Consider the following 26,246-nt stretch of genomic DNA (forward strand, 5'->3'; position numbering starts at 1 on the left):
ACATCTACGTTGTACGATAGTATTTCAGCAAATAGTCGTTTATTTAGTGTAAATGACAGTGGAGTAGTTCAGACACGTACAGACCTGAAGCAGCTGGCTTATGCCGTAAGATGCGTTAAGGATGTTGTATCCACACCTACTGCAGGAGCGATTACGGATGCGGCATTGAGTACTTTGAATGCCGGATTTATAAGCCGACGGGATGCAGCATTCGAAGCATTAAGAACATCGCCTTTGGACAGGTGATACAGGAAATTCCGGCACACCGGTATTGTAGAATCTTGCATCTAACCGGTACACTGCTTCCGGAAATACCCTATCATAATATAAATATAACACACATAATAACAGAATGAAACGAATTTGTTTAACCCTATCGACTTTACTTTTACTATCCTGTTGGATGATGGCTCAGAATAAAATTTTCTCATCAAAATATGATGAAAAAATAAATCAGTTGATTACAAAGATGACCCTGGAGGAGAAGGTTTTCCAGCTTGCCAGTCAGTATCCCAATGCCAACGCAAGATTAGGAATACCCAACCTGAGTGCCAACGAGTGTCTGCATGGGGTGAAGATGAAAAATGCCACCGTTTTTCCACAAGCCATAGCCATGGCCAGTACCTGGGACGAGGATTTGATTGAAAAAATGGGAAATGTGGTGGCTAAGGAGTCAAGAGCTTATGGCATACATCATTGTTTCACCCCGATGCTATCGGTGGTTCGCGATGCCCGCTGGGGACGTACCGAGGAGAGCTACGGCGAAGACCCTTTTCTGGTTGGCTGCATAGGAAGCGCCTACATCAACGGATTGCAGGGTAAAGGAGCCAATCGGTTTGATAAAGATCATATCATCGCTACCGCCAAACATTTTGTGGTGGATGGTGAACCTATGGCAGGAGCCAATGGCGCTGCAATGGACGTTTCGGACTATAATCTGTACAACATACACCTGTATCCATTCCGCATGGCCATTGAAAAAAGCCGGGTTGGCAGTATTATGCCTGCACACCATTTGCTCAACGGAGTGCCCTGCCACGGCAATAAATATCTTTTGGTGGATGTACTGCGTAATCAAATGAAATGGGATGGTCTGATTGTTTCGGATAACAACGATATTAAAAATATGGTGACTAACTTTGGGTATGCTGCCAATTTCACAGACATTGCCAAACGTGCCCTGGAAGTAGGAGTTCACGAAGAGCTGGCCATGTTCAGAGGGTGGGACAATACCCGCATGTATGGCGACAACCTGATAAAAGCAGTGCAGGAAGGCAAAATTCCGGTCAAACTGGTTGACGATGCCGTTTTTATGGTGTTGAAGGCCAAATACAACCTGGGACTTTTTGAATCGGACAAGGCATACAACGATAAGTTTGATTTAATTAAGCATCCCGAAAAACGGGTGGCCGGCAGCTACTCGCAGGATTATGTGGAGCAATTCCAAAAGGCAAACTATTACGGTGTTTCTCGCCCCAATCTGAATGAAGTGCTCAATGATCCCACTCATGCCAGACTGGCACTGGATGTTGCTCATAAATCCATTATCCTGCTTAAGAATCAGAATTCATTACTTCCCCTCGATAAAAACAAAATCAGAAAGGTTGCTGTAATTGGCCCCAATGCCAACTGCATGCGGGTGGGAGGATACTCGGGTGCTCCTAAGTATTTCGTTACCGTATTCGATGGAATAAAAAAACTGCTGGGCAGCAAGGCTGAAGTAAGCTACGCCAAAGGCTGCGAAATGGCTTCGGACAAAAAAGAGGACTTTACCGAAGCAGTGACACTGGCGCAACAGTCGGATGTGGCCATTGTGGTGGTAGGTGGTTCGGAAGAGACCTGCCGCGAAAATGAAGACATTGACAATTTAGACCTCACCGGTAATCAGACCGAACTGGTAAAAGCCGTTCAGGCAACGGGCAAACCTTGTGTGGTGATTTTGCTCAATGGTCGTCCTCAATCCATTGGCTGGATTGCCGAAAATGTACCTGCCGTAATTGAAGGCTGGTACCTCGGACAAGAAACCGGAACCGCACTTGCCGATGTGCTGTTCGGGGTTTATAACCCAAGCGGTAAACTTCCTATTACCTTCCCCCGCAATGTGGGACAGGTACCTTTGTTCTACAACAAAATGGAGCCCGGACGTCCACGACGCATTTTCCAATCCGACCCAAGCCCGCTTTACCCTTTCGGTTACGGACTGAGTTACACGCAATTCAAACTCTCTGCCCCTACCCTGGCCAATGCAAAAATTGCTCCTGACGGAAAAACAACCCTGAGCGTGAGCATAACCAATACAGGCAAGATGGATGGAGAAGAGGTGGTACAACTCTACGTGCACGATCTGATATCCAACCGGGTTCGTCCGGCGAAAGAGTTGCGCGGGTTTAAACGTGTTGCCATCAAAGCAGGAGAGACACAAAACCTGAGCTTTGAAATAGGTAAGGAACAACTCGAATACTGGAACGGTGGCTGGGTGGTAGAGCCAGGCGATTATCAACTTATGGTAGGCACCAACTCTGTAAATCTGCAATCCGTATCGTTGAAAGTGGAGTAAAGTTGTCGTTCGATAAATTATTGACAATAATTGCTATACAATTATTGTAATGTACTAAAAACTATTTAAAAAAAATGAAAAAGTCATTGTTAATTTCATTGGGATTAGGGCTGATGTTGAACGTTAGCGCCCAACAAATTGGAGTTTTAAAGAAATTTACTTTCGGAAATGGGAATCAAAAAAATGCCATTAAGATAGATAGCACGACTAAATACACTGAAACGAATGTATACGGACTTACGACTTTCGGAAAAATGACTGTTGACAAACGATTTATTGCTTCCGAAAAACCGTTTTTTTTCTCAGTTCAATTGCCCGAAGGACATTATCGTGTTACCTTGACGCTGGGAGGAAATCCCGAAGGTTCATCTACCACCCTGAAGGCAGAATCGCGCCGCTTGATGTTCGAAAACCTGAAAACGAAAGCGGGGAAAACAGTCACAAAAACAATTGTCGTAGACTTGCGCACACCTCAAGTTGATGATTCAACTAAAATAAAACTGAAACCCCGCGAATTGAATTTTAATAATTGGGACAATAAACTAACGTTGGAATTTGCAGGTGAAAAACCTTGCATTTCGGCCATTGAAATACAAAAAGCAGATAAATTGCCTACCATTTTCCTGGCCGGAAACTCTACTGTTACCGATCAGGAATACGAACCGTGGGCTTCGTGGGGGCAAATGTTCACTTGTTTTCTGAAACCCAATGTGGTGGTAGCCAATTTTGCTGAGTCGGGCGAAACATTGCTGGCTTTCAAACGCGAAAATCGCTTGAAAAAGATACTAAGTCTTATGAAAAAAGGCGATTACCTGTTTATGGAGTTTGCCCACAATGACCAAAAGCCGGGTTGGAATCACCTCGACGCATTTACAACCTACAAAGCTGAATTAAAATATTACATTTCAGAAGCAAAAAAGAAAGGTGGTATTTCGGTGTTGGTAACTTCCACCAACCGTCGCCGTTTTGATGAAAATGGAAAGATTATCAACACACTCGAAGATTTTCCGGCAGCAATGCGTCAGTTGGCAACGGAAGAGAATGTTATGTTGGTGGATTTGAATGCCATGAGCAAAGATTTGTACGAAGCGTTGGGACCCGAAACTTCGAAAAAAGCCTTTGTGCATTATCCAGCCAACTCATATCCCGGTCAAACACAGGCGTTTGCAGACGATACGCACTTCAATCCGTATGGTGCGTACGAACTGGCAAAATGTGTTATTCAAAGTATTGTAACAAATAATTATCCGATGAAACAATTTGTGAATGATAACTGGAAAACTTTCAATCCGAAACAGCCGGATTCGTTGACAGACTTTCATTGGTACGAAAGTCCGTGGGTGGACGTGTTGAAACCGGATGGAAATTGACCCCTAACCCCTAAAGGGGAATTAGGCAAGTCGTCATGTTCTATTGCTGATCCAGCAAAATCTATAAAATGTAAAATTAATAAGATTTGATTATTACTTAGAATTTTAATTACCAAAATGATTATAATAGTGAGAAACTCTATTGTGCTTCTATTTTTCGCCCTCATTGGGTTGACTGTAACTGCTCAGAATCCCTTTTTACCGCCCTACGCCTTTATTCCAGATGGCGAACCTCATGTATTTAAAGTAGGAGATGAGGAACGTTTATTTATCTATGGATCCAGAGATGAGCGGGTAACAGCCTATTGTGGCGAAGGTCATGATGTGTGGTCGGCTCCTGTCAATGACCTCACTAAATGGACTTGCCACGGAGAGATTTTTAATATAAAACAAGTTCAGGCTTTGGGTTATGGAAAAGTAAAAGACCAGCATTTTGGAGCTCCGGATTGTGTTTATAATCCGGTAACCAAAAAATACTATTTATATACCTTTTTAGGTGCTACATATAAATTAGATGGCATTCAGGGACCCAAAAAAGACAGCGTGAAATTCTCCGAAACTTTTGGAGCATTTGGACCAAAATGTGTAATGGCTCAAAGTGATTCACCTTATGGCCCTTTCACCAATCCGGTGATGTGCGATTGGGAGGTGGTAAATGCTGCCGGAACTTTCGATCCTTCGGTGGTGGTCGTTACCCAACCTGATGGCAGTGTGCGTGTATGGGCATATTGGGGGATGAAACTTGGCGACCGCTGGGCAGAACTCAATCCCACAGATATGCACACGGTGATCAATTCTTTCACTCGTAAACCCGACCGCAAATCGACCTACAAGACCTTGAACAATCCGGCTTTGAACAACAATGCAACACTTTATGAAGCATCTTCCATTAAGCAGGTTGCCAAGGATAAGTTTGTATTTATTTTCTCGCCCAATGGAAAAATTAGTGCGCTTACTTACTGTTACAGCAATTCGCCCGAAGGACCCTGGACTTATGGTGGGGTGATTATCAACAATAATAAAAATTACCGAGGTGCTAATAATCATGGTAGTATTGTCAAAGTGAAAGATCAATGGTACATGGTATATCACCGCCAGGCACCCAATAGCTACAACCGCCAGGCAATGATTGAACCCATTGATTTGCGCATTGAAGGCGATAAAGTGGTGATTCCTGAAGTAGAAATGACTTCTCAGGGAATTTTCAAAGAGGGGTTACCTTATCAAAAAAGGTATTATGCCGGAATTGTCTGTCATATCGAAGGAAAAGCTTATGTGGATGGAATACGTCGTGTAAAAGATGGTTACAATCCGGTGGTGGTAGATACCACTGGAGCTGTGTTAGGATATAAGTACTTCAATTTTGGAACAGAAAAATTGAAAAACCTTTCATTGGTGCTGAATGCTCAAGCGACAAATAAATTCAACCTAAAAATTGAAGTTATGCCCAAAGGTGGTTCGAAGCGAATAATGATTGGCGAACAAGAGTTTATCCCTTCAGGAAAAGGCAAAAGTCAATTTGTAGATTATAAAATGGCTTCCATAAAACCGGATAAAAATTTGGAACTCCAACAAATGGGCGGAATTACCGGAAGCATGGCTGTTTTTCTAACTGTAAAACCTGCGGGTTCTAAAGTTGAGATGAAGGAGTTGGAGTTGAAGTAATCGCTTTTTTCGGCATGGCCGTGGAGTGGGATGTGGATTTTAAGCTTATGCACCTTATGACACCGTTGTAGAAGGTGTTTTGAAAAACGGGAAAGTGGTGGAATTAAATGTTTAGCCGCAAGAAAGGAAAAAAGACATTGAATTAATGTAGAAAAAATAATGTTGTGAATTGTTGTTATTACGCAGATTTGCTATAGAAAATGAAAAAGAAATCAGGACTTGTAATGTTGGCTTTAATAAGTGTTTTTACACTTACAGCACAAAATAAAAATATAAAATATCCCTATAAGTTTAAAACTAAAGGCAATCCATTTGTAGAGTATATGTACACGGCAGACCCTACTGCAAGGGTATTTAATGGTAGACTATATGTTTATCCTTCGCACGACCGTGATACGGCAACCTCCTTTACTATGGACGACTGGCACGTGCTTTCTACCAAAAACATGAAAGACTGGACAGATCATGGTGTTTGCCTGAGTCTCAGCAACCTGAATTGGGCTAAAAAATATGCATGGGCACCCGATTGTGTTTATAAAAATGGCAAATACTATTTTTATTACCCTACCGACAAGGATTATATTGGAGTAGCGGTTGGTAAAACGCCTTATGGCCCATTTACTGATCCGCTTAAAAAACCTTTGCTCAATCGCAAAACGCAGGGTGTAATTTGTACAGGTGATTTTATTGACCCCTGTGTTTTTATCGATGATGATGGAAGTGCCTATATTTATTTCGGACAGAATGAGGTAAATATGGTGAAACTAAATGACGATATGATTTCGTTTAGCGACACAGTGCGGGTTTTGAAGGGAGTCGATGGCTTTTTCGAAGCAGCATGGATGCACAAATATAGAGGGAAGTACTATCTATCCTATTCAGGACCCATTGCAGGCAGAAAAAAAATACTTTATGCTGTAAGTAATAGCCCTTACGGACCATTTGAGTTCAAAGGTGAAATTCTTCAACCTATGAACAGTTGTACCAACCACCATTCCATTGTTGAATATAAAGGGAGATGGTATTTATTTTACCACAATTCCGATTTGTATTTTGAACAAAATCCGAATGAGAAACCTGAATGTAACTGGCAAAAACCAAGTCCATTCCGAAGATCAATATGTGTTGATTATCTGTATTACAACGAAGATGGAACAATCCGGAAAGTGATACCCACAAAAACGGGTGTTGACAAAATTGAATAATACTTCATTTTCTAATGTAAGTAATGGCTAAAATATAATGTCGTATTTTTCACCGTAATTAGTCAGTATGTTTGTTATACTATTTTTGAGGTTTTGAAATATAAAATTTCTTCCATAAAGCTGGATAAAAATTTAGAACTACAACAAATGGGCGGAATTGCCGGAAGCATGGCTGTTTTTCTAACTGTGAAACCTTCGGGTTCTAAAGTTGAAATTAAGGAGTTGGAATTGAAGTAATCTGAGCACGTAAAATCAGTAGAATTAAGAATTAAGAAATTACTGACAACGTTTCTAACCTCAAGTAATACATAGAAAAACTTTGTAGAGTTTCACAATAGAGTATATGAAACTAATTAAAAAATAAAAAAAATGAAAATGAAATTATCTTGTTATCTATTCTTGTTTTTGTTGTTACTTTCCTCAAAAGTAATCAGTCAAAATTCAATTTATAAAGATTCTGACGCCCCTGTTGAAAAACGTGTTCAGGATTTACTTTCCAGAATGACATTGGAAGAAAAAGTGTCGCAAATGATGCACCAGTCCCCTGCAATAAAAAGACTGGATATACCACAATACAACTGGTGGAACGAGTGTTTGCATGGAGTGGCGCGTGCAGGTCAGGCCACAGTTTTTCCACAAGCCATTGGCATGGCAGCTACTTACGATGAGAACTTGATTTATCGTGTTGCTACAGCCATTTCTGACGAAGCACGAGCTAAAAATAATTATTACAAAAGTATTGGACAACGTGGATATTACCAAGGCCTTACCTATTGGTCGCCAAATATAAATATCTTCCGTGACCCACGTTGGGGACGAGGGATGGAAACCTATGGTGAAGATCCTTTTTTGACAGGAACAATTGGAGTTCAGTTTATCAAAGGTTTGCAAGGCAATAATCCCAACTATTTTAAACTTATAGCTACCCCAAAACATTATGTGGTTCACAGTGGTCCCGAAGCTAATCGTCACGAATTTGATGCCGTAGCTGACTTACGTGATTTTTACCTGACCTATCTACCTGCTTTTGAAATGGCGGTGAAAGAGGCTAATGCTCAATCTGTGATGTGTGCTTACAATCGTACCAACGGTGATTTGTGTTGCGGTAGCGATCAATTACTGAAAAATGTGTTGCGTTTGGGTTTTGGTTTCAAAGGTTATATTGTATCCGATTGCGATGCAATTGAAGATTTTTACAGTAAATCAGGTCATAAAGTGGTGGATACAGAGCCCAAAGCAGCTGCCCTGGGAGTTAAATCGGGTACTGATTTGAATTGTGGCCGAGCTTATAAAGGCTTACTTAAGGCGGTAAAAACAGGATTGATCTCTGAGGGTGAAATAGATAACTCCCTGACTCGTTTGTTGAAAGCCAGATTTCAATTGGGGATGTTTGATGACGACAGTAAAGTGCCATATACCTCTATACCTTTGTCGGTTGTAGAGAGCAAAGAGCACATTCAATTAGCATTGGAAACTGCCCGCAAATCGATGGTTCTTTTACAAAACAACAATTCCCTATTACCCATTAAAAAATCGGTTAAACGGGTGGCAGTTATTGGCCCGAATGCCGATGATATTGAACCTTTATATGCCAATTACAATGGTTTTTCCAAATCACCTGTAACCGTTTTGCAGGGTATTAAAAATAAATTGCCGAATGCTATCGTCAGTTACGCCAAAGGATGTGATTTAGCTCCAAATCTTCCTTCATTGGTAACAATACCTTCCGGTGCATTATATAGCGATAAGAATTGTATGAAAAGTGGACTTGTTGGTGAGTATTTCGCCAACGATACTTTGGCAGGAAAAGCTTTTTTAACCCGAATCGATAAACAAGTTGATTTTAATTGGTGGAACGATTCCCCAATGCAAGGTCTTGATGCACAGAATTTCAGTGTGCGTTGGAGTGGCTACGTGAAAGCACCGGTTACAGGCGATTTCTATATCGGATTTCAATCAGCCTATATGACTATGTGGGTAAATGATGAATTGATCGGGACCAATCACAATGTGCACGCGCCCAATAAAACCTACAAAAAGCTGCATTTTGAAGCAGGTAAGTCATATAAACTACGTCTGGAGTTGAAAAGACATCGTGGCATGGCATTCGAAAAATTGATTTGGGAAGTACCAAATCCAAATCTGAAACAACAAGCCATTGAGTTGGCGAGTAAATCCGATGTGGTAGTATTGTGTATGGGCTTGTCGCCATTGCTTGAAGGGGAAGAGATGAAAGTGGAAGTAGATGGTTTCTTTCAGGGTGACCGCGTTTCACTGGATATCCCGAAGGTGCAAACCGATCTGATGAAAGAGTTGAAAAAACTGGGAAAACCAATGGTGTTAGTACTAATGAACGGAAGTGCATTATCCATTAACTGGGAAAAAGAAAATATCCCAGCCATACTGGAAGCATGGTATCCCGGTCAGCAAGGTGGAAATGCTGTTGCCGATATTTTGTTTGGCGATTATAATCCGGGTGGAAGATTGCCAATTACTTTCTATAAATCTGTCAAAGACTTACCCGATTTTCAAAGCTACAGCATGGTAGAACGCACGTATCGCTATTTTACGAAAGAACCGCTATGGCCTTTTGGATTTGGACTGAGTTATACTCAGTTTGAATACAGTAATTTGAAAACTCAAGGTAGTTTAAATAATGAAGGCAAAATTATAGCTACTGTTTCTGTAAAAAACACAGGGAAAACTGACGGTGATGAGGTTGTCCAATTATATGTAAAAAATCTATCGGGCGAAAAGAATTTACCGAATCATACCTTGGCCGGATTCAAACGCATTCATTTGTCGGCGGGTGAAACCCGGGAGATCAGTTTTGAGTTAGATCATCGTCCATTTGAGCAAATTACTGATGATGTAAAACGAATTGTAAAAGTTGGCGATTATGAAATCTTTATTGGTGGTTCACAACCTTCGAAATCATCTGTTTCACAGAAAGTAGGGATTCCTTGTGCTATCGTCAATGGGATATATGAAAGGTGAGATTTATAATATTCAGAAATAAAAAAACCTCTCTTATTATCTTATCTTTATTTATAAGGAGCTTAATTTCTCTCAAATAAGAAATTAAGCTCCTTTTCACCGACAAACAAACAGTGCTAATAGTTTCTTTCGAAAGAAATATTTCCTGTTTTGTGGGATGTGACGGAAAGGCAGTAACAAGCCTCGGAGCGGAGAGTAGTTTTAAATACTACGGCAATCAGTGTAATGTTATGGGTGAAATTCTGCTTTCCCGGTATGATCACTTTATCAGCAATCATATGCTCACCCATGCAACAACGAACCTTTCTGCTTCAGAACTTGAATATTACGCAAATCGTGTTCGTTCCTGGATGCGTAAAATGTTCAATCTTATTGCATTTGACAGTGGGGCAAAGGATAAGAGGAAGTAAGGGGGTAGTTTGAATAATTCTTTTAATCTATAGTTGAACTATAGAACTGGCAACCATATTAAACTAAAATTGAGATATGAAGCAAATAAACACTGAAATTATTAGTTGAAATAAATAATAAGATTTACTTTTGCAGTTCAGTTTATTCCTTTATTATATATTATGAATATAGAAACAAGAACTAAATTAAACCAATTGCTGCAAAATTGGCAAACAGGAGGACTGTTATTTTCTTCCTGGCTTATAAAAAATGGATATTCAGATCAATTAATGCAGCAATACCGTAAATCAGGGTGGTTATCTTTTTTATCCAAAGGAGTTATGTATAGGACAGGGGATAAACTGTCTTTTTATTCAGCTCTATCCAATTATAATAGTCAGTTGGATAAAGAATTTTATGTGGGTGCTCATTCTGCTTTAGAGCTATCAGGATTCAACCATTATGTTCCAATGGGAAAGCCTGTTTTGATGATTGGACATCCAAAAGAGGATAAAGTTCCAAATTGGATGGTAAATACTGATTTTGAATATGAACTAAAATTCTTCTCCACAAAAATTTTCAAAACATCCCAATTATCGATGTACAAAAAAGGGGATTATCAAATATTAGCTTCTGTTCCAGAACAAGCATTTCTTGAATGCTTGTTATTGGCCCCGAATCAATATGCTTATATGGATTTATTTTATATTATGGAACAACTTACGACGTTGAGAGCTGAAGTTGTACAACAGTTGCTGGAAAATGCCGATAACCTAAAAGTAAAGCGATTATTCTTATATATGGCTGAAAAAGCCGGACATGAATGGTTCGGTAAGTTAGACCTTAGTAAAATAAAGTTAGGGCTAGGTAAACGGCAGCTGGCAGATAAAGGGGTTTACCTCCCTGAATACATGATAACCATACCAAAAGAATTGTACGAATATGAATGAAACTTATAAAAAGCAGGTGGCTCTCTTAATTCGGATTATGCCATTGGTTTATAAAATTACGGATTTTGCTGTTCATGGATGAACTGCTATTAATTTATTTGTAAAAAACATGCCTCGCTATTCTGTTGATGTTGACTTAACTTATCTTCCGATAAAAAACAGAGAGGAAAGCTTACAAGAAATCAATAATCATTTGATTGCCTTAAAACAGCAAATTGAAAAGGCTATTCCAGGTATTCGGGTCATTCATAAACCTGCAATATGGAAATTATTGTGTACGCATGGTGATGCAACGGTGAAAATAGAAGTGAATGGAACTAAGAGAGGTATAATAGGTGATGTTGAAGACCGGGAAGTTTGTGAAAAGGCTCAAAAGGAGTTTCAAATGGGATGTGTAGCAAGAGTAGTCCCATTTTCATTATTATACGGTGGGAAAATTGCTGCGGCATTGGGTCGTCAACACCCACGCGACCTTTTTGATTATAAGTATATGGAAATTGAATCATTTGCCGATGTAAAGAATGGTTTGATTTTCTATTTGTTGGGAAGTGATAAGCCTCTTATTGAATCTTTGCAGCCTAATCCTATTGATCAGAAGCAAGCCCTCGAAAATCAATTTCAGGGAATGTCTGATGTGCCATTCGATTATGCTGATTTTGAAGCGACCCGAAAGGATTTAATAGAACAAGTTAATCAAAACCTTACGGTTGTAGATAGAGAATTTTTGCTCTCTTTCGAAAGTGGCAGTCCGGATTGGGAAAAATGTTGTGCCGTTGATTTGAGTGGTTATCCTTCGATTCAATGGAAACTGAAAAATATCCAAACACTGAAGGATACTAACCCTTCAAAATTCAATAAGGGGGTTGAAAAATTGAGACAATTTCTTTTTTGAAGATAAAGAAAGTAAAAACCAGACAATTGATTTTAGATCATTGTCTGGCTTTAAAATTATTATACTGACTTTTTCAACATCATCTGCTTACCATTTCCAAACTTTTCTTTCAAAATCTGCATATCGTTACATACCTTCAAATCCAGTATTTTGCATAATGCTGGGTTGTTTTGAGATTTTTATGTCCTAACATTTTGGAAACGCTTTCAATCGGAACACCGTTAGAAAGTGTGACTGTGGTTGCGAAAGTATGTCTGGCGATATGAAAAGTTAGTTCTTTGTTGATGCCACATGCATCGGCAATCTCTTTAAGATAAGAATTCATTTTTTGATTACTCAGAATGGGTAGAAGTTTATCTTGACTGATAACTTGCGGATGATCTTCGTATTTTTCTAATAAGAAAGAGGCAATTGGAAGAATAGGTATGTTGGATCTGGTGTCTGTTTTTGTACGATTGATAAATATCCAACGTTCTCCATCTACACCAAAGCCAATGTTTTTACGAGATAGTTTCTTTACATCTACGTAAGCCAGACCGGTGAAGCAACTAAAAAGAAATATATCTTTAACCAGGTTGAGTCTGTCAGTTGGAAGCACTTTGTTGAACATGGTTTCAATTTCATCCTTTGACAAGAATGCCCGTTCCACTTCTACAATCTTACATTTATAGTTTATGAATGGGTCACGCTGAATCCAGCCGTTAGCTAAGCATCTACGAACAATTTTCCCGAAATTTTTAATGTATTTGGCTGTCGTATTCTGATTGCATTTGTGTACGCTTTTTAAATAGAATTCGTAACTAGTCACAAACTCATGATCAATTTTGCGGATATCAATATCTGATACTTTGTATTTCCAATTCAGGAAAGCTACTGTGTGTTTAAGGAATGTTTCGTATCGGGTATATGTTGCAGTTGCGAATTCATGTCCAACAAGGGCCTTTATTTCCTCGTTGTGTTGTTGAAAGATGCCAATAAGCATGTGGCTGCGTTTCTCAACACCTAGTATTTTATTTCGCATATTTTCGGCGTTGACTTGATTATCCTCCCGGATAAGCTGCTGCTGGTAATCGTAAACCTTAGCTTTTAGCGAATCCATATAAGAATTGATAGATTTAGCTTCGGCACTATATCCTTTCATACAGCTGCCTTCTACCGACCATTTTTCAGGAGTTGTGAAACGTTTGGTGCTCAATTCGATTCTTTCTCCATCAACAGTAACTCTGATGTAAATTGGGACTAAACCATCTGTTGTGGTTTTTGCTCTCTTTGCGTAAAAGAGAATGGAAAGTTTTGCATTCATTGTGGTAACCTTTAGACTTTTAATAATTTCACAAGATGTTCATTAATTGAACTGCCTGATTATAAGTATTTTGAAAGCAAATTCGGGTACCCGGGACTTTTATTTCTTTGGGTACCCGAATTGGTCTCCTAAAGATTGATTTAAATTGAATATTTTGATATTCTCTAAAAATGTAAAAGCCTGCAAATCATTGATTTTGCAGGCTTTTACTCTAATTTGAAATAGTTTTTGTGGAGCTGGAGGGAGTCGAACCCTCGTCCAAACAACTAACCAGTAAGCTTTCTACATGCATAGCTTGCTATTGTTTTTCGTGTTTAGGCTGGTAGCAGGCAGCCTACCTAAACCTTATTCCTTTTAAATTCGCCCGAAAATCAGGACTCTTTTCGAACTAGTTTGTCTCACGAGTGCCTCTGAGCCAGAAACCGCCAAACAAGGTTTCTGAGAGACAGCTTGTCCCAGTACCTGGTACCGGGATTAAGCATAGCCTTCTAAAGACTAAGCAGCAAGCGCGTAATTGTTTTCGCCTTTTATTGTTTTGTAACCCGGATTAATGAGTCTTGTTACCTGGCTCAACATGCTTACCTACCCATCACATTGCTGTCAAAACCAAATCCAGCCCCATAAAAGATAGAGTACAAAATTACAAAATTTATAGCAGTTTGGGTCTGTCTGCTAGAAGTTTTTTAAGGAGGCAATAGTTTTTATTTTATCTTCTGATTTGAAAATAAAACTTCCTACTACCAAAACATCAACTCCGGTATCAATCAGTTTTTTTGCATTGGAATGATCCACACCGCCGTCTACCTCAATCAGGGTAGACGTATTATTTTTCTCCGACAGTTCTTTGCAGCGTTTTATCTTGCTAAAAGTACGTTCAATGAATTTCTGGCCTCCAAAACCGGGATTCACGGACATGAGCAGTACCATATCCACATCCTGGATAATATCTGAAAGCAGTTCGACAGGAGTATGCGGATTAAGTGCCACGCCGGCTTTCATACCCAATGATTTGATGGTTTGAATGGTGCGGTGAAGATGAGTGCAAGCTTCGTAATGAACAGTAAGAATATCTGCTCCGGCGTCTTTGAACTCCTGAATGTAACGGTTGGGTTCGGTAATCATCAAATGTACATCCAAAGGTTTCTGGGCTGCGGTTTTGATCTGGTGTATCACCGAGAAACCAAATGAAAGGTTAGGGACAAATACCCCGTCCATAATATCGAGGTGTATCCAATCGGCTTCGCTCTGATTTACAGTCTTTATGGCCTCATACAGGTTTAAAAAATCCGCATTGAGTATGGAAGGTGAAAGTAGCTGATTCATAATAGATGGTTGAATATATTTAATGTTCAGGCTTCAAAAGTAAAAAATAATTTGACTTTGAGGCAAAAAAATAGTACCGCTGAGGTACTATTTTAATTGGGTTTGATGAATGTAGTAAAATTATGAGCTCATCCCAGATAGGTTTTAAGTATTTTGCAACGTGTAGTATGTTTGAGCCGTTTGATGGCCTTTTCTTTAATTTGCCTTACCCGTTCGCGGGTTAGGTTAAACTTTTCAGCGATTTCCTCCAGGGTAAGGGGATGTTTCCCGTTTAGTCCATAAAAGAACCTGATGATATTAGCTTCCCGGTAGGTCAAAGTAGATAAAGCCCTTTCTATTTCTTTGCGCAGGGAGTCGTTCAATAGGCCTCTGTCAGGGCTTGGTGTCTCATTATTAAGAATAACATCATACATGCTACCATCTTCATCCTGACTGATGGGGGCATCCATGGAGATATGCCGACCTGAACTAAGCAAGGCTTCTTTGATATCTTCAGGAGCAAGCTCAAGCGCCTGCGACAATTCGAGTACGGAAGGTTCCCTTTCAAATTTTTGCTCTAATTCTGAAAATGTCTTGTTGATTTTGTTAATCGAACCAATTTTATTTAAAGGCAAGCGAACGATTCTTGCCTGTTCGGCAAGGGCCTGCAAGATAGATTGCCTGATCCACCATACGGCATAAGAGATAAATTTAAAACCGCGTGTTTCATCGAAACGTTGTGCCGCTTTAATCAAACCCAGATTTCCTTCATTGATTAAATCCGGCAGGCTCAATCCCTGATTTTGATATTGTTTTGATACGGAAACCACAAAACGGAGGTTGGCTTTGATCAGCTTGTTTAGGGCTGCGCTATCGCCCATGTGAATTTTTCTTGAGAGCTCTACTTCTTCTTCTGCAGTAACCAATTCGACTTTACCTATCTCATGCAGATATTTATCTAAGGAAGGAGTTTCCCGGTTGGTTACTTGTTTAATGATTTTCAGTTGTCTCATCATTTGGTAGGTTAAGGGGTTAGGCTCACTAGGTTTATTATTAATAATTTTTTTATTGGAGGGGATAATTAAAAATTTATTTAATTAATAATCAATGACTTAAGACAAAATGGAGAAAAACAGGAGAAAGGGCCAGTTTTTTATTAAACGAACACATGGTAAATTTGTTTTAAAAAAGCAATAAAAAGTTTGGAAATATTTATTCTAATATAATAAAAAAGTTTAAAGAAGAAAAACTTGTTAAATATTTTGCAGGAATTCATAAATTATGCTTAATATTGCAAAAAATTCCAAAAGCAAATATTCAGAAAAGGTTTTTACATCAATTCCTTAGCTAACCTTGATTATTCAAAATTTTTTCCATTGACATTAAACCATGTTTTTTTTGTCATGTTTCATAAAGGAACATTATTGCTGTAAAGTAACTTACATTTCTTTTGGTTGATTTTTGGGTCAAATCATTTTTAAATAAGTCAAATCATTATTAAATAAATAAAAAATTCTTCAAAATTTAATTCATTAAAAATTTTATGTACGATATTCTTGAGTTAAACAAAATGCTTGTATCTGATTTAAGAGATGTAGCTAAGAAATTAGATATTAAAAAGTTCGAGTCTCTTAAAAAACAGGATCTGATATATAAGATATTGGATCAGCAGGCAATTGTCGCAAGTGATGTAAAGAAAAACGAAAAGAAAGAACCGGCTGTAGAGCGAAATTCTCGTCCGGTTTCAGATAAACCTCATGAGAAAGTTCCCCGTCCCAGAACAAAATTTTTCGGGAAGAAATCTGAAAAACCCACTAAAGTTAATATTCCTCACGAACCGAAAAAGCCTTTTATTCCAGATCCTGATGTGGAACGTCTGTTGGAAGAACCCGAAAGTGTTGTCATTCCGGAAAGGGAGATAACAATTGAACCGGAAGAAATTATTGCTAACGAAACGCCTAAGGTAACGGTGGCTGAAGAACCTGTACAACCTGCACAACCTGCACAGCCCAAGCCTTTTGTCCATGAAAAAATTGCCCAGGATTCCCGTTTTCATAAACCTTTTGAACGGGAGAAAAAAGAACGTTATGAGTTTGAGGGCATCATCTCCAATTCCGGCGTGCTCGAAATCATGCCTGATGGTTATGGCTTCTTACGTTCTGCCGATTATAATTATTTGAACTCACCTGATGATATTTATGTGTCCCAGTCCCAGATCAAACTTTTTGGTTTAAAGACCGGGGATACCGTTATGGGTTCCATTCGCCCTCCCAAAGAAGGGGAAAAATATTTCCCGCTGATTAAAGTGGAGGAAATCAATGGCCGTCACCCGGATTACATCCGCGATAGAATACCTTTCGATTATTTGACTCCTTTGTTCCCTAACGAGAAATTTAATCTTTGTGACAACTACAATGCCAGTATTTCTTTGCGTGTCATTGATATGTTTGCCCCAATCGGAAAGGGGCAGAGAGGATTAATCGTTGCCCAGCCGAAAACCGGTAAGACTGTTTTGTTGAAAGAGATTGCCAATGCCATTGCTGCCAATCATCCTGATGTATACTTAATCGTTTTGCTGATTGACGAACGTCCGGAGGAAGTTACCGATATGGCGAGAAATGTGAAAGCTGAGGTTATTTCCTCGACTTTTGATGAACCAGCAGAACGTCACGTTAGGGTTGCCAATATCGTGCTTGAAAAGGCCAAACGTTTGGTAGAATGCGGCCACGATGTGGTTATCCTTCTGGATTCCATTACCCGTCTGGCTAGAGCATATAATACCGTATCTCCGGCTTCCGGCAAGGTTTTATCCGGTGGTGTGGATGCCAATGCCCTTCACAAACCCAAACGTTTCTTCGGAGCTGCCCGTAATATTGAAAATGGAGGCTCACTCACCATTCTTGCTACCGCATTGACTGAAACCGGTTCAAAAATGGATGATGTGATTTTTGAAGAATTTAAAGGTACCGGTAATATGGAATTGCAGCTTGACCGTAAACTATCCAACAAACGTATCTATCCTGCTGTTGATATCAATGCTTCAAGTACCCGTCGTGAAGAACTTCTCCTGGATAAAGAAGTTCTCAACAAAATCTGGATTCTGCGCAATTACCTGGCTGATATGAATACCCTTGAAGCTATGGACTTTCTCAAAGACAGATTGGTCAAAACCCAGAGCAACGAAGAATTTCTCGTTTCCATGAACAGCGATTAACCGCAAAGAAAGATTTATAACTTTGTGTTTGTCAGAAATAAAAACTCGATTTAAAGAGATATTTGTTTTAAAAACAGACAAATTTTTATTGTATTTTTGTAACTCAACATTTAGAAAAAGCATTTTATTGTAAATATTTAAGTCTTATCGCGATGGCAAAAGATAAAAAGTTTATAACATGTGATGGTAACTATGCGGCGGCGCATATAGCCTATATGTTTAGCGAAGTAGCGTGCATATATCCTATTACTCCATCTTCAACAATGGCCGAATACATTGATGAATGGGCAGCCGCAGGTAGAAAAAATATATTTAATGAAGTAGTTAAGGTTACTGAAATGCAGTCGGAGGGTGGAGCTTCCGGTGCGTTGCACGGTGCATTACAATCGGGTGCCTTGGCTTCTACTTTCACTGCTTCACAGGGATTGCTTCTGATGATCCCCAATATGTACAAGATGGCCGGGGAATTACTTCCTGCTGTTTTTCATGTTTCTGCAAGAACTTTAGCCACTCAGGCTCTTTCTATCTTTGGTGACCATATGGATGTGATGGCTACCCGCCAGACTGGCTTTGCTTTATTGGCTACCGGCAGTGTCCAGGAAGTTATGGATTTGGCCGGGGTTGCCCATCTTGCTGCAATTAAATTGAGGGTTCCCTTCCTGCACTTTTTTGACGGCTTCAGAACTTCTCACGAAATTCAGAAAGTTGAATTGATGGATCAGGAAGAACTGGTTAAATTCCTTGATATGAAAGCCGTTCAGGATTTCAGGGACAGGGCTTTAAATCCTGAACATCCTGTTATCCGCGGTACCGCTCAAAATCCTGATATCTATTTCCAGGCCAGGGAAGCTTCAAATAAATTTTATGCCGCTGTTCCCGATATGGTGGAAAGCTACATGAGGGAAATCCAGAAAATCACAGGAAGGGAATATCATCCTTTCGATTATTACGGAGCCAAAGATGCTGAAAATATCATCGTTGCCATGGGTTCTGTTACCGAAACCACCAAGGAAGTGATTGATTATTTGGTGGCAAAAGGCGAGAAAGTTGGATTGATCAGTGTTCATTTATACCGTCCTTTCTCTGAAAAATATTTCTTCAACGTATTACCTAAAACTGTTAAACGTATTGCCGTTTTAGACCGTACCAAAGAACCTGGTGCTAACGGCGAACCTTTATACCTGGATATCCGTGATATTTTCTACGGAAAGGCTGATGCCCCGGTTATTGTTGGCGGCCGTTACGGATTAAGTTCTAAAGATACCACACCGGCTCAGATTCTTTCAGTTTTCAATAACTTGAAATTACCTGAACCCAAGCATGGATTTACCATCGGCATCGTTGATGATGTTACCTTTACTTCCCTGCCTGTATTGCCCGAAATCAGTGTTGCTCCTGAAGGAACATTCCAGGCTAAATTCTATGGTTTGGGCTCGGATGGTACCGTTGGTGCCAATAAAAATTCCATTAAGATTATTGGTGAATCCACCAACAAGTATGCTCAGGCATATTTTGCTTATGATTCCAAGAAATCTGGAGGTTTCACGGCTTCTCACCTGAGATTCGGCGATAAACCTATTCGTTCGCCTTACCTGGTAACCACCCCTGATTTTGTTGCCTGCCACGTGCCTTCTTACATTTATAAATATGATGTATTAAGGGGTTTGCGTAAAGGCGGTACATTCCTGTTCAACAGCGTATGGAATGAAGAAGAAACCAAGAATCGCCTGCCCGATTCAATGAAAAAATATCTGGCTGAAAATGGAATAGATTTCTATATCATCAACGCAACCAAGATTGCCGAGGAGATTGGCCTGGGAAACCGTACTAATACCATCATGCAATCGGCATTCTTCAAAATTGCCAACATCATTCCTTATACTGATGCAGTGAAGGAAATGAAGAAATTCATTGTAAAAAGCTTTGGCAAGAAAGGTGAAGACATTGTCAGGATGAACAACAACGCTGTTGATCGCGGTGGTGAGATGACGAAAGTTGCTGTTCCTGCTGAGTGGAAAGATATTAAGTTAACTAAAGAAGGTGAAACAACAGCCGACTTTCCTGAATTTATTAAGAATGTTGTTGTTCCCATGAACCGTCAGGAAGGTGATGATTTACCTGTCAGCGCTTTTGTTGGCCGTGAAGATGGTACATTTCCTTTAGGAACTGCTGCTTACGAAAAACGGGGTATTGCTTCGCATGTTCCGGAATGGCAAATGGACAACTGTATTCAGTGTAACCAGTGTTCGTATGTTTGTCCTCACGCTGTTATTCGTCCTTTCCTTCTGAATGAAGAGGAAGTCAAGAATGCTCCTGCAGGAACAATTACCAAGAAAGCCATTGGTAAAGGCCTGGAAAATTACCAGTTTAAGATTCAGGTCAGTGTGCTCGATTGTACCGGTTGCGGCAACTGCGCCGATGTATGTCCGGCCAAGGAAAAGGCATTGATCATGAAACCTTTGGAAAGCCAGATGGCTGAATCAGAACGTTGGGATTATTTCTCAAAACACGTTACCTATAAGGATACTCTTCTTCAAAAAGATAAAACAGTTAAAAATACCCAGTTTGCCAAACCATTGTTCGAGTTTTCCGGTGCCTGCGCAGGTTGCGGAGAAACCCCTTATATAAAACTCATCACTCAGCTGTTTGGCGAACGGATGCTCATCGGAAATGCCACCGGATGTTCATCCATTTACAGCGGTTCTGCTCCTTCTATGCCTTATACCGTCAACAGCAAAGGACAGGGTCCTGCCTGGGCCAATTCGTTGTTCGAGGATAATGCTGAATATGGCTTTGGATTGGCAAACGGGACCAAGAAGATGAGGGAACAGATTGCCAATCTGATGACTGGAGCTTTAGCTGACGGCATTGCTGAAGGAACAAAGGCAGCCTTTAATGAATGGCTGGCAGGTATGGATAAAGCCGATTTATCTAAAGAAGCTTCGGAAAAAGTCCTTGCTGCCCTTGAGAAAGAGACTGCACCTGTTGCCAAAAAGATACTCGATCTTAAACAATATCTGGTGAAGAAATCAGTATGGATCTTTGGTGGTGACGGCTGGGCTTATGATATAGGTTACGGTGGTTTGGACCATGTACTGGCTTCGGGCGAAGATGTAAATGTATTGGTTCTGGATACTGAAGTTTATTCAAATACCGGTGGCCAGGCTTCCAAATCTACTCCTATTGCAGCTGTTGCCAAGTTTGCTGCATCAGGAAAGAGAATCCGTAAGAAAGACCTGGGCATGATGGCTATGTCTTATGGCTATGTTTATGTAGCTCAGGTTGCTATGGGCGCAAGTCATTCGCAATATTTAAATGCCCTGAAAGAAGCTGAGGCTTATCCAGGCCCTTCATTGATCATTGCTTATGCACCCTGTATCAATCATGGACTGAAATCGGGCATGGGTAAATCACAGGAAGAAGAAAAACGTGCTGTGGAATGTGGTTATTGGCACCTCTACCGTTTCAATCCTCTTCTGGAAGCTGCAGGAAAGAATCCGTTCACCTTGGATTCTAAAGAACCTGAATGGGATAAGTTCCAGGATTTCATTAACTCTGAGGTCCGTTACACTTCCTTAAGAAAATCCTTCCCTCAGGAAGCTGATGAGTTGTTTACTGCGGCTCAGGCTAATGCATTGTGGAGGTTTAACAGTTACAAACGTATGGCTGCTATGGATTATTCGAAATAATCTAAGAAATTTATATAAAGAAAAGGGCAATCTCAAGGATTGCCCTTTTCTTTTAAACCAATTAACGCTTATTTTGTTGTATGATAAGTGATTGAAATTTTGTAGTTTTGCAAACTTTTAATTTGAAATATTTTGGGAAGAATTCTGGCTGTTGATTATGGAAGAAAGCGTACAGGACTGGCGGTGACCGATCCCCTGGGGATGATTGCAAATAACCTGGCTACGATTCCTACTGGAGAAATATGGGATTTTCTGAAGGATTATTTTTCAAAAGAGCAGGTTGTCCTTCTTGTGGTTGGTTATCCCCGGCAGATGAACAATCAGCCTTCGGAATCCGTTCAATTTATTGATCCTTTTATTAAAAGTTTTAAGGAAAAATATCCCGGTTTACCGGTTAAATTGATGGATGAGCGTTTTACTTCAAAAATTGCCTTTCAGACCATGATAGATGCAGGTTTGGGAAAGAAAGCAAGAAGAAATAAAGCGTTAATCGATTCGATCAGTGCAACGATTATTTTAGAATCCTATTTGGACTCTCAAGCTCCTCATGAATTCTGAAAATATTTAAATTTTAAATTGAATTGTTTATGGTATTGCCTGTTGTGGTTTATGGTTCCTCTATCTTGAGAAAAAAAACACAAATAATAGATAAGGATTATCCTGATTTACAGCAATTGATTGAAAATATGTTTGATACCATGCACCGTTCGGACGGTGTGGGTATTGCTGCTCCCCAGGTGGGCAAATCCATCAGGATGTTTGTGGTAGATGGTTCTCCTTTGGATGATGAAGAGGATGAAGAAGAGGACCTTTCTGATTTCACCAAAGTATTTATTAATGCCCAGATTGTTCTCCGGGACGGAGAGATGGTCCCTTATAATGAAGGCTGTTTGAGTCTTCCTTCCATCCGGGAAGATGTGATGCGCCACTCGCATATCAAAATAGAATATTATGATGAAAACTTCGACTTTCACAGTGAAGAATATGACGGGACTAAAGCAAGGATTATCCAGCACGAATATGATCACCTGGACGGTATACTGTTTACCGACCATTTGTCGCCCATAAAGAAGAGGTTGCTGGCAGCAAAACTGAATGCTATTTCAAAAGGAAAAGTTGAAGTAGATTATAAGATAAAGATTGCAAAATAAAAGATAAGCCCTGCTTTAACTGGCAGGGCTTATCTTTTAAATAAATTTTTCTGGTTTGTTATTCGGGATTTTGAGGAGGATTCCCCATTTGAGGAGAATTTCCGAAATTACCTTCACCTCTGGGACGTCCCTGACCTCCCTGGCCTCTTCTGGAACGCATTGCTTCCTGGTTTTTCTTGTAAGTTGCAAATTGGTCGGGGGTCAGTACTTTTTGCAATTCGGCTTCTTTTTGGGTCTGAACATTTTTCATCTTCTCCATCATTTGAGCACGGTCATTATCCCGGTTCTTGAAAAGGGAATCAGATTTCAGGGCAAATTTCAGGTTAATTGCATCAACCTGCTGAACCTGGGCATCAGTCAGCTTAAGACTTTCTTTCATTTGCTGGGTTTGACGTTTTGCCCTTTCTTCAGGTGTGGCACGACCTTGTCCCATTACATTTAAAGCTGTAAATCCAATGAATAATAAAAGGATACATCCTTTTTGAAACATGTTTGTTTTCATCTTGTTGTTTTTTTAGTAAGACATTTAATTTATTTAGCTAAAATATCTAATGTGGTTGTGCTAAGCAACTATAATATTCAAACGGACTAAAGTTATAGACAAAGACGGCATTTTTACCGATTCCACCAGGAAAGGGTGTGGGCTAAATATTTTTTCCCTTGATGAGTTTGGAAAAATTATCCTTGTAATAATCGCTGATGGGAATAAGCTTATCTCCAATTTTTATGCGGCTCTTTTGTATCGATTCGATCTTATTCAAAGAAACGATGAAAGACCGGTGGACCCTGATAAAATCTTTTGCAGGCAGCTTTTCTTCAAGTGATTTGAGCGTGAGCAATGACAAAATCGGAATGGGTTTAAGCGTGGTATATATTTTTACATAGTCTTTTAAACCTTCAATGTAAGAAATATCCTTCAGGTTGATTTTTACGGTTTTGTAATCGGACTTTACAAACAGGAAATCGTCATTTTCTTCATTATTGGTATTTGCAGGAGGGGCAATTTGTGGCTGTTCCTCCGTTTTTACCCTGTTGCAAAGGTTGAAATACTGATAGGCTTTTGTTGCTGCTTTGAAAAAACGGTCAAAGGGAATAGGTTTCAGCAGGTAATCCATTACATTTAGATCATATCCTTCAATGGCGTATTGTTGATAAGCAGTTGTGAGAATAACCATAGGGGAATTTTTCAGGCTTTTTAAAAGTTGTATACCTGTGATGTCGTGCATCTGAATGTCAAGAAATATCAGGTCGATTTTTTGGTTTTGTAATATTTCAAGGGCATCTACGGCACTTTCGCAACGGCATACCAGTTCAAGAAAAGGGACCTTATGGATAAAATCTTCCATCAGGTCCAGAGCCAGGGGTTCATCATCAACTATGATACATCTAATCATGAGCTAATTGAATTTTGAGTGAAACAGAAAATTTCCCTTCCTTACTGCTTATGCTTAGAATATGTTTGTCAGGATACAAGAGGTCGAGCCTGCGCTTGATATTTTGCAGACCGATTCCGTTGGCTTTATCTGCATAAACTTCTTCTGCCTTGCTTTTATCGGCAACATAATTCTCTACAGTAAAAAGGAGAAAATCATCTTCCAAAGTTAATGAAATATCCACCATCATTTTATCTACGTAGCTTATTCCATGTTTAAAAGCATTTTCAACAAAAGGAACAAGCAACATGGGTTCAATCATTTTACCTTTCGACTGTCCCGTGATTTTAAAACTTATCTGGGCATTTTTCGAAAGCCGCATCTTTTGAAGGTCAATATAGTTCTCGAGGCATTCAATTTCTTTGTCTATGCTGACCAGTCCGTAATTGGATTCATAAATCATGTAGCGCATCAGTTGCGACAGTTTCAGTACGGCTGTTTCCGTGTCATCAGATTTTTTGTGGGCTAATGAATAAATATTGTTGAGCACATTGAACAGAAAATGGGGATTGATCTGCGATTTGAGAAAAGCCAGTTCTGAAGTAAGTTTCTCGTTCTCAATTTCTTTTTTTTGCTTTTCACTTTTCTGCCATTCCTGGGTAATTCTCAGGAAGCCGCCTACAAAGGTAAGCAGGAGCACATTGGAAAAAGTTTTGCTCAGGGTCATCATCACAAAGGGGAAGGGTATTCCAAAGATATGAAGAGACATGATTCCAAAACCCATTCTATGCGGATGATGGCCGTGACCTTCCATCCAGCCATGGGTCCTGAATAAATTGTTCATGATCAATTCTTCGGCTGTCAACAGGGCGATAAACAGTAAAATAGAAAGTATGTAAAGAAGTATTTTCTTTTTACCTATCAATCTGGGGATAAGCACCAAAGTATTGGTGTAGAAAAAGATAACAAAAAACAGGGTATTGATCAATGTCTTTGCAGCAAATTCCCAGGTAAACATCTTTATGTCAAAAAGCATGAATAGATATGGGAATATCAGAAACATCAACCATGCCACAATGTGAGTGGTAATAATGGTCGGTTTTGAATTAAGCAATTGATCTTTCGAAAACGTCATTTCATTCCCTCCTAATAATTAATAAACAAATATAATTTCAATGATTTAATATGAAAAAGAGAATATACAGAAAGAAGATATTTATCGAAAAGCAGTGATTTTTCGTCGATGATTGTCAAAATAATTGATAAATCAATCATCAAATTGCAGGAAAATTATTAACTTATTATATGATAAAACATTATCCCTAATATGTATATTCCCGAGGAAATCCGTAAATATCCCTTTATACGCCTGTTGCTTCCCCTGGTTACTGGTATTCTTCTTCAGCTTTTCCTATGTTTTAACGGAGTACCTGTTTTTATTCTCCTGATCCTTTGCCTGTTCTCTCTTATCGTTTTTACCCTGAAAAAGTTTGTTTTTCGTTATCAACTCCGTTGGATGTTTGGGGTAACGGTTTATGTTTCCCTGATTTTATTGGGCATGCTGATTACTTATATGAAAGGCCGGCAGAATGAATTTGAAAAGGGCCGGGTTGCAGGAGGAGATTTGCTTGCAAGGGTTTTGTCACCTCCCGATGAAAAGGATAAAAGCATGAAGGTGATCTTGAAGGTTACTCAATTTGGACAAGGGGATAATTTTTTCAGGACAGATGCCAGTGTTTTGGCTTATTTTCAGAAAGATAGCCTCGCCAGAAACCTGAAGATGGGGGATGAGGTAATTTGCAGGAACGTGTTTACTAAAATCCGGAATGCAGGAAATCCTCACGAATTTAACAGTGAAAAATATTGGGCTAACCATGGCGTTTATCTTCAGGGATACCTTAAAAGCGGCTGCTGGCAGAAGACCGGAGAATCAAAAGGGAATCCCATTCTTTTGTTTGCCGACAGGCTGAGGATTAAGCTTCAACGGATCTTCAGCCGTTACGGATTGAAGGGACAAGAATATGCTGTGGTTTCGGCATTAACCATCGGCGCCAGGGACAAGCTTGATGAACCCCTGGTACAGGCTTATGCAGCTTCAGGAGCCATGCATGTGCTGTCGGTTTCAGGCCTGCATGTAGGCATTGTTTATCTTTTCGTCAATTATTTGTTGTTTTTTCTGGATAAACGG

Annotated in this window: 18 protein-coding genes, 1 other RNA gene and 3 pseudogenes; 15 read left to right on the plus strand and 7 right to left on the minus strand. The window is 39.6% G+C overall.

The window, feature by feature from the left end; translation table 11 throughout:
* The 10 genes and pseudogenes from Q8907_01485 to Q8907_01530 all read left to right on the plus strand — a co-directional run.
* Positions 1–246, plus strand: a 246-nt coding sequence (locus tag Q8907_01485) for a hypothetical protein (GenBank protein MDP4272931.1), incomplete at its 5' end; no start/stop codon positions are given.
* A 106-nt stretch (positions 247–352) separates the two neighbouring features.
* Positions 353–2,557: a glycoside hydrolase family 3 C-terminal domain-containing protein gene (locus Q8907_01490; GenBank protein ID MDP4272932.1), complete on the plus strand. Its 2,205-nt coding sequence runs from the start codon at positions 353–355 to the stop codon at positions 2,555–2,557.
* A 74-nt stretch (positions 2,558–2,631) separates the two neighbouring features.
* Positions 2,632–3,927 carry a rhamnogalacturonan acetylesterase gene (locus tag Q8907_01495; protein MDP4272933.1) on the plus strand — a complete coding sequence of 432 codons (1,296 nt, stop codon included), beginning with the start codon at positions 2,632–2,634 and terminating at the stop codon, positions 3,925–3,927.
* Between the two features lie 117 nt (positions 3,928–4,044).
* Positions 4,045–5,592: a family 43 glycosylhydrolase gene (locus Q8907_01500; protein MDP4272934.1), complete on the plus strand. Its 1,548-nt coding sequence runs from the start codon at positions 4,045–4,047 to the stop codon at positions 5,590–5,592.
* A 200-nt stretch (positions 5,593–5,792) separates the two neighbouring features.
* Positions 5,793–6,797, plus strand: a complete 1,005-nt coding sequence (locus tag Q8907_01505) for a family 43 glycosylhydrolase (protein MDP4272935.1) — start codon at positions 5,793–5,795, stop codon at positions 6,795–6,797.
* 93 nt (positions 6,798–6,890) lie between these two features.
* Complete coding sequence (locus Q8907_01510) at positions 6,891–7,034, plus strand: hypothetical protein (GenBank protein ID MDP4272936.1); 144 nt, start codon at positions 6,891–6,893, stop codon at positions 7,032–7,034.
* A gap of 138 nt (positions 7,035–7,172) precedes the next feature.
* Positions 7,173–9,794, plus strand: coding sequence for a glycoside hydrolase family 3 C-terminal domain-containing protein (locus Q8907_01515; GenBank protein MDP4272937.1), 2,622 nt, complete (start codon positions 7,173–7,175; stop codon positions 9,792–9,794).
* A gap of 182 nt (positions 9,795–9,976) precedes the next feature.
* Positions 9,977–10,204: pseudogene (locus Q8907_01520) on the plus strand (ATPase).
* Positions 10,205–10,366: 162 nt separating this feature from the next.
* A complete protein-coding gene (locus Q8907_01525; protein ID MDP4272938.1) occupies positions 10,367–11,134 on the plus strand; it encodes a type IV toxin-antitoxin system AbiEi family antitoxin domain-containing protein in 768 nt (255 codons plus the stop codon).
* Positions 11,127–12,026, plus strand: a pseudogene (locus Q8907_01530) (nucleotidyl transferase AbiEii/AbiGii toxin family protein). The gene Q8907_01525 and the pseudogene Q8907_01530 overlap by 8 nt, the downstream one beginning before the upstream one ends.
* 59 nt (positions 12,027–12,085) lie before the next feature.
* Here Q8907_01530 and Q8907_01535 read toward each other — a convergent pair.
* The 4 genes and pseudogenes from Q8907_01535 to Q8907_01550 form a co-directional block, all read right to left on the minus strand.
* Positions 12,086–13,329: pseudogene (locus Q8907_01535) on the minus strand (site-specific integrase).
* Positions 13,330–13,557: 228 nt separating this feature from the next.
* Positions 13,558–13,949, minus strand: a transfer-messenger RNA (tmRNA) gene (ssrA, locus tag Q8907_01540).
* Positions 13,950–14,001: 52 nt separating this feature from the next.
* Positions 14,002–14,655: a ribulose-phosphate 3-epimerase gene (gene rpe / locus Q8907_01545; GenBank protein MDP4272939.1), complete on the minus strand. Its 654-nt coding sequence runs from the start codon at positions 14,653–14,655 to the stop codon at positions 14,002–14,004.
* A gap of 125 nt (positions 14,656–14,780) precedes the next feature.
* Entirely contained in the window at positions 14,781–15,644 is an 864-nt protein-coding gene (locus tag Q8907_01550; protein MDP4272940.1) for an RNA polymerase sigma factor RpoD/SigA, read from the minus strand.
* Positions 15,645–16,174: 530 nt separating this feature from the next.
* Here Q8907_01550 and rho point away from each other — a divergent pair.
* The 4 genes from rho (at position 16,175) to def (ending at position 22,685) form a co-directional block, all read left to right on the plus strand.
* Complete coding sequence (rho, locus tag Q8907_01555) at positions 16,175–17,845, plus strand: transcription termination factor Rho (protein MDP4272941.1); 1,671 nt, start codon at positions 16,175–16,177, stop codon at positions 17,843–17,845.
* A 152-nt stretch (positions 17,846–17,997) separates the two neighbouring features.
* Positions 17,998–21,534 carry a pyruvate:ferredoxin (flavodoxin) oxidoreductase gene (gene nifJ / locus Q8907_01560; GenBank protein ID MDP4272942.1) on the plus strand — a complete coding sequence of 1,179 codons (3,537 nt, stop codon included), beginning with the start codon at positions 17,998–18,000 and terminating at the stop codon, positions 21,532–21,534.
* Positions 21,535–21,666: 132 nt separating this feature from the next.
* A complete protein-coding gene (gene ruvX, locus Q8907_01565) occupies positions 21,667–22,092 on the plus strand; it encodes a Holliday junction resolvase RuvX (GenBank protein ID MDP4272943.1) in 426 nt (141 codons plus the stop codon).
* Positions 22,093–22,121: 29 nt separating this feature from the next.
* Entirely contained in the window at positions 22,122–22,685 is a 564-nt protein-coding gene (gene def / locus Q8907_01570; GenBank protein ID MDP4272944.1) for a peptide deformylase, read from the plus strand.
* Between the two features lie 58 nt (positions 22,686–22,743).
* Here the strand turns inward: def and Q8907_01575 are convergent, their stop codons facing one another.
* The 3 genes from Q8907_01575 to Q8907_01585 all read right to left on the minus strand — a co-directional run bounded on the left by Q8907_01575 (position 22,744) and on the right by Q8907_01585 (position 25,193).
* Positions 22,744–23,187 carry a hypothetical protein gene (locus tag Q8907_01575; GenBank protein MDP4272945.1) on the minus strand — a complete coding sequence of 148 codons (444 nt, stop codon included), beginning with the start codon at positions 23,185–23,187 and terminating at the stop codon, positions 22,744–22,746.
* Between the two features lie 142 nt (positions 23,188–23,329).
* A complete protein-coding gene (locus Q8907_01580; protein MDP4272946.1) occupies positions 23,330–24,079 on the minus strand; it encodes a LytTR family DNA-binding domain-containing protein in 750 nt (249 codons plus the stop codon).
* Positions 24,072–25,193 (minus strand): histidine kinase, encoded by a 1,122-nt coding sequence (locus Q8907_01585; protein ID MDP4272947.1) that lies wholly within the window; start codon positions 25,191–25,193, stop codon positions 24,072–24,074. Before Q8907_01585 ends, Q8907_01580 begins: the two co-directional genes overlap by 8 nt.
* A 192-nt stretch (positions 25,194–25,385) precedes the next feature.
* On the opposite strand from Q8907_01585, the gene Q8907_01590 reads away from it, so the two are divergent.
* The coding region (locus tag Q8907_01590) for a ComEC family competence protein (GenBank protein MDP4272948.1) at positions 25,386–26,246 on the plus strand (861 nt) is incomplete at its 3' end.

It is taken from the genome of Bacteroidota bacterium, from assembly GCA_030706565.1.
Taxonomy (GTDB): domain Bacteria; phylum Bacteroidota; class Bacteroidia; order Bacteroidales; family JAUZOH01; genus JAUZOH01.

Coding starts and splice junctions, on each gene's coding strand:
- Q8907_01495 (MDP4272933.1), top strand. CDS start 2,632: ATGAAAAAGTCATTGTTAATTTCATTGGGATTAGGGCTGATGTTGAAC.
- Q8907_01500 (MDP4272934.1), top strand. CDS start 4,045: ATGATTATAATAGTGAGAAACTCTATTGTGCTTCTATTTTTCGCCCTC.
- Q8907_01585 (MDP4272947.1), bottom strand. CDS start 25,193: ATGACGTTTTCGAAAGATCAATTGCTTAATTCAAAACCGACCATTATT.
- Q8907_01580 (MDP4272946.1), bottom strand. CDS start 24,079: ATGATTAGATGTATCATAGTTGATGATGAACCCCTGGCTCTGGACCTG.
- Q8907_01515 (MDP4272937.1), top strand. CDS start 7,173: ATGAAATTATCTTGTTATCTATTCTTGTTTTTGTTGTTACTTTCCTCA.
- Q8907_01525 (MDP4272938.1), top strand. CDS start 10,367: ATGAATATAGAAACAAGAACTAAATTAAACCAATTGCTGCAAAATTGG.
- nifJ (MDP4272942.1), top strand. CDS start 17,998: ATGGCAAAAGATAAAAAGTTTATAACATGTGATGGTAACTATGCGGCG.
- Q8907_01575 (MDP4272945.1), bottom strand. CDS start 23,187: ATGAAAACAAACATGTTTCAAAAAGGATGTATCCTTTTATTATTCATT.
- rho (MDP4272941.1), top strand. CDS start 16,175: ATGTACGATATTCTTGAGTTAAACAAAATGCTTGTATCTGATTTAAGA.
- def (MDP4272944.1), top strand. CDS start 22,122: ATGGTATTGCCTGTTGTGGTTTATGGTTCCTCTATCTTGAGAAAAAAA.
- Q8907_01505 (MDP4272935.1), top strand. CDS start 5,793: ATGAAAAAGAAATCAGGACTTGTAATGTTGGCTTTAATAAGTGTTTTT.
- Q8907_01490 (MDP4272932.1), top strand. CDS start 353: ATGAAACGAATTTGTTTAACCCTATCGACTTTACTTTTACTATCCTGT.
- Q8907_01550 (MDP4272940.1), bottom strand. CDS start 15,644: ATGAGACAACTGAAAATCATTAAACAAGTAACCAACCGGGAAACTCCT.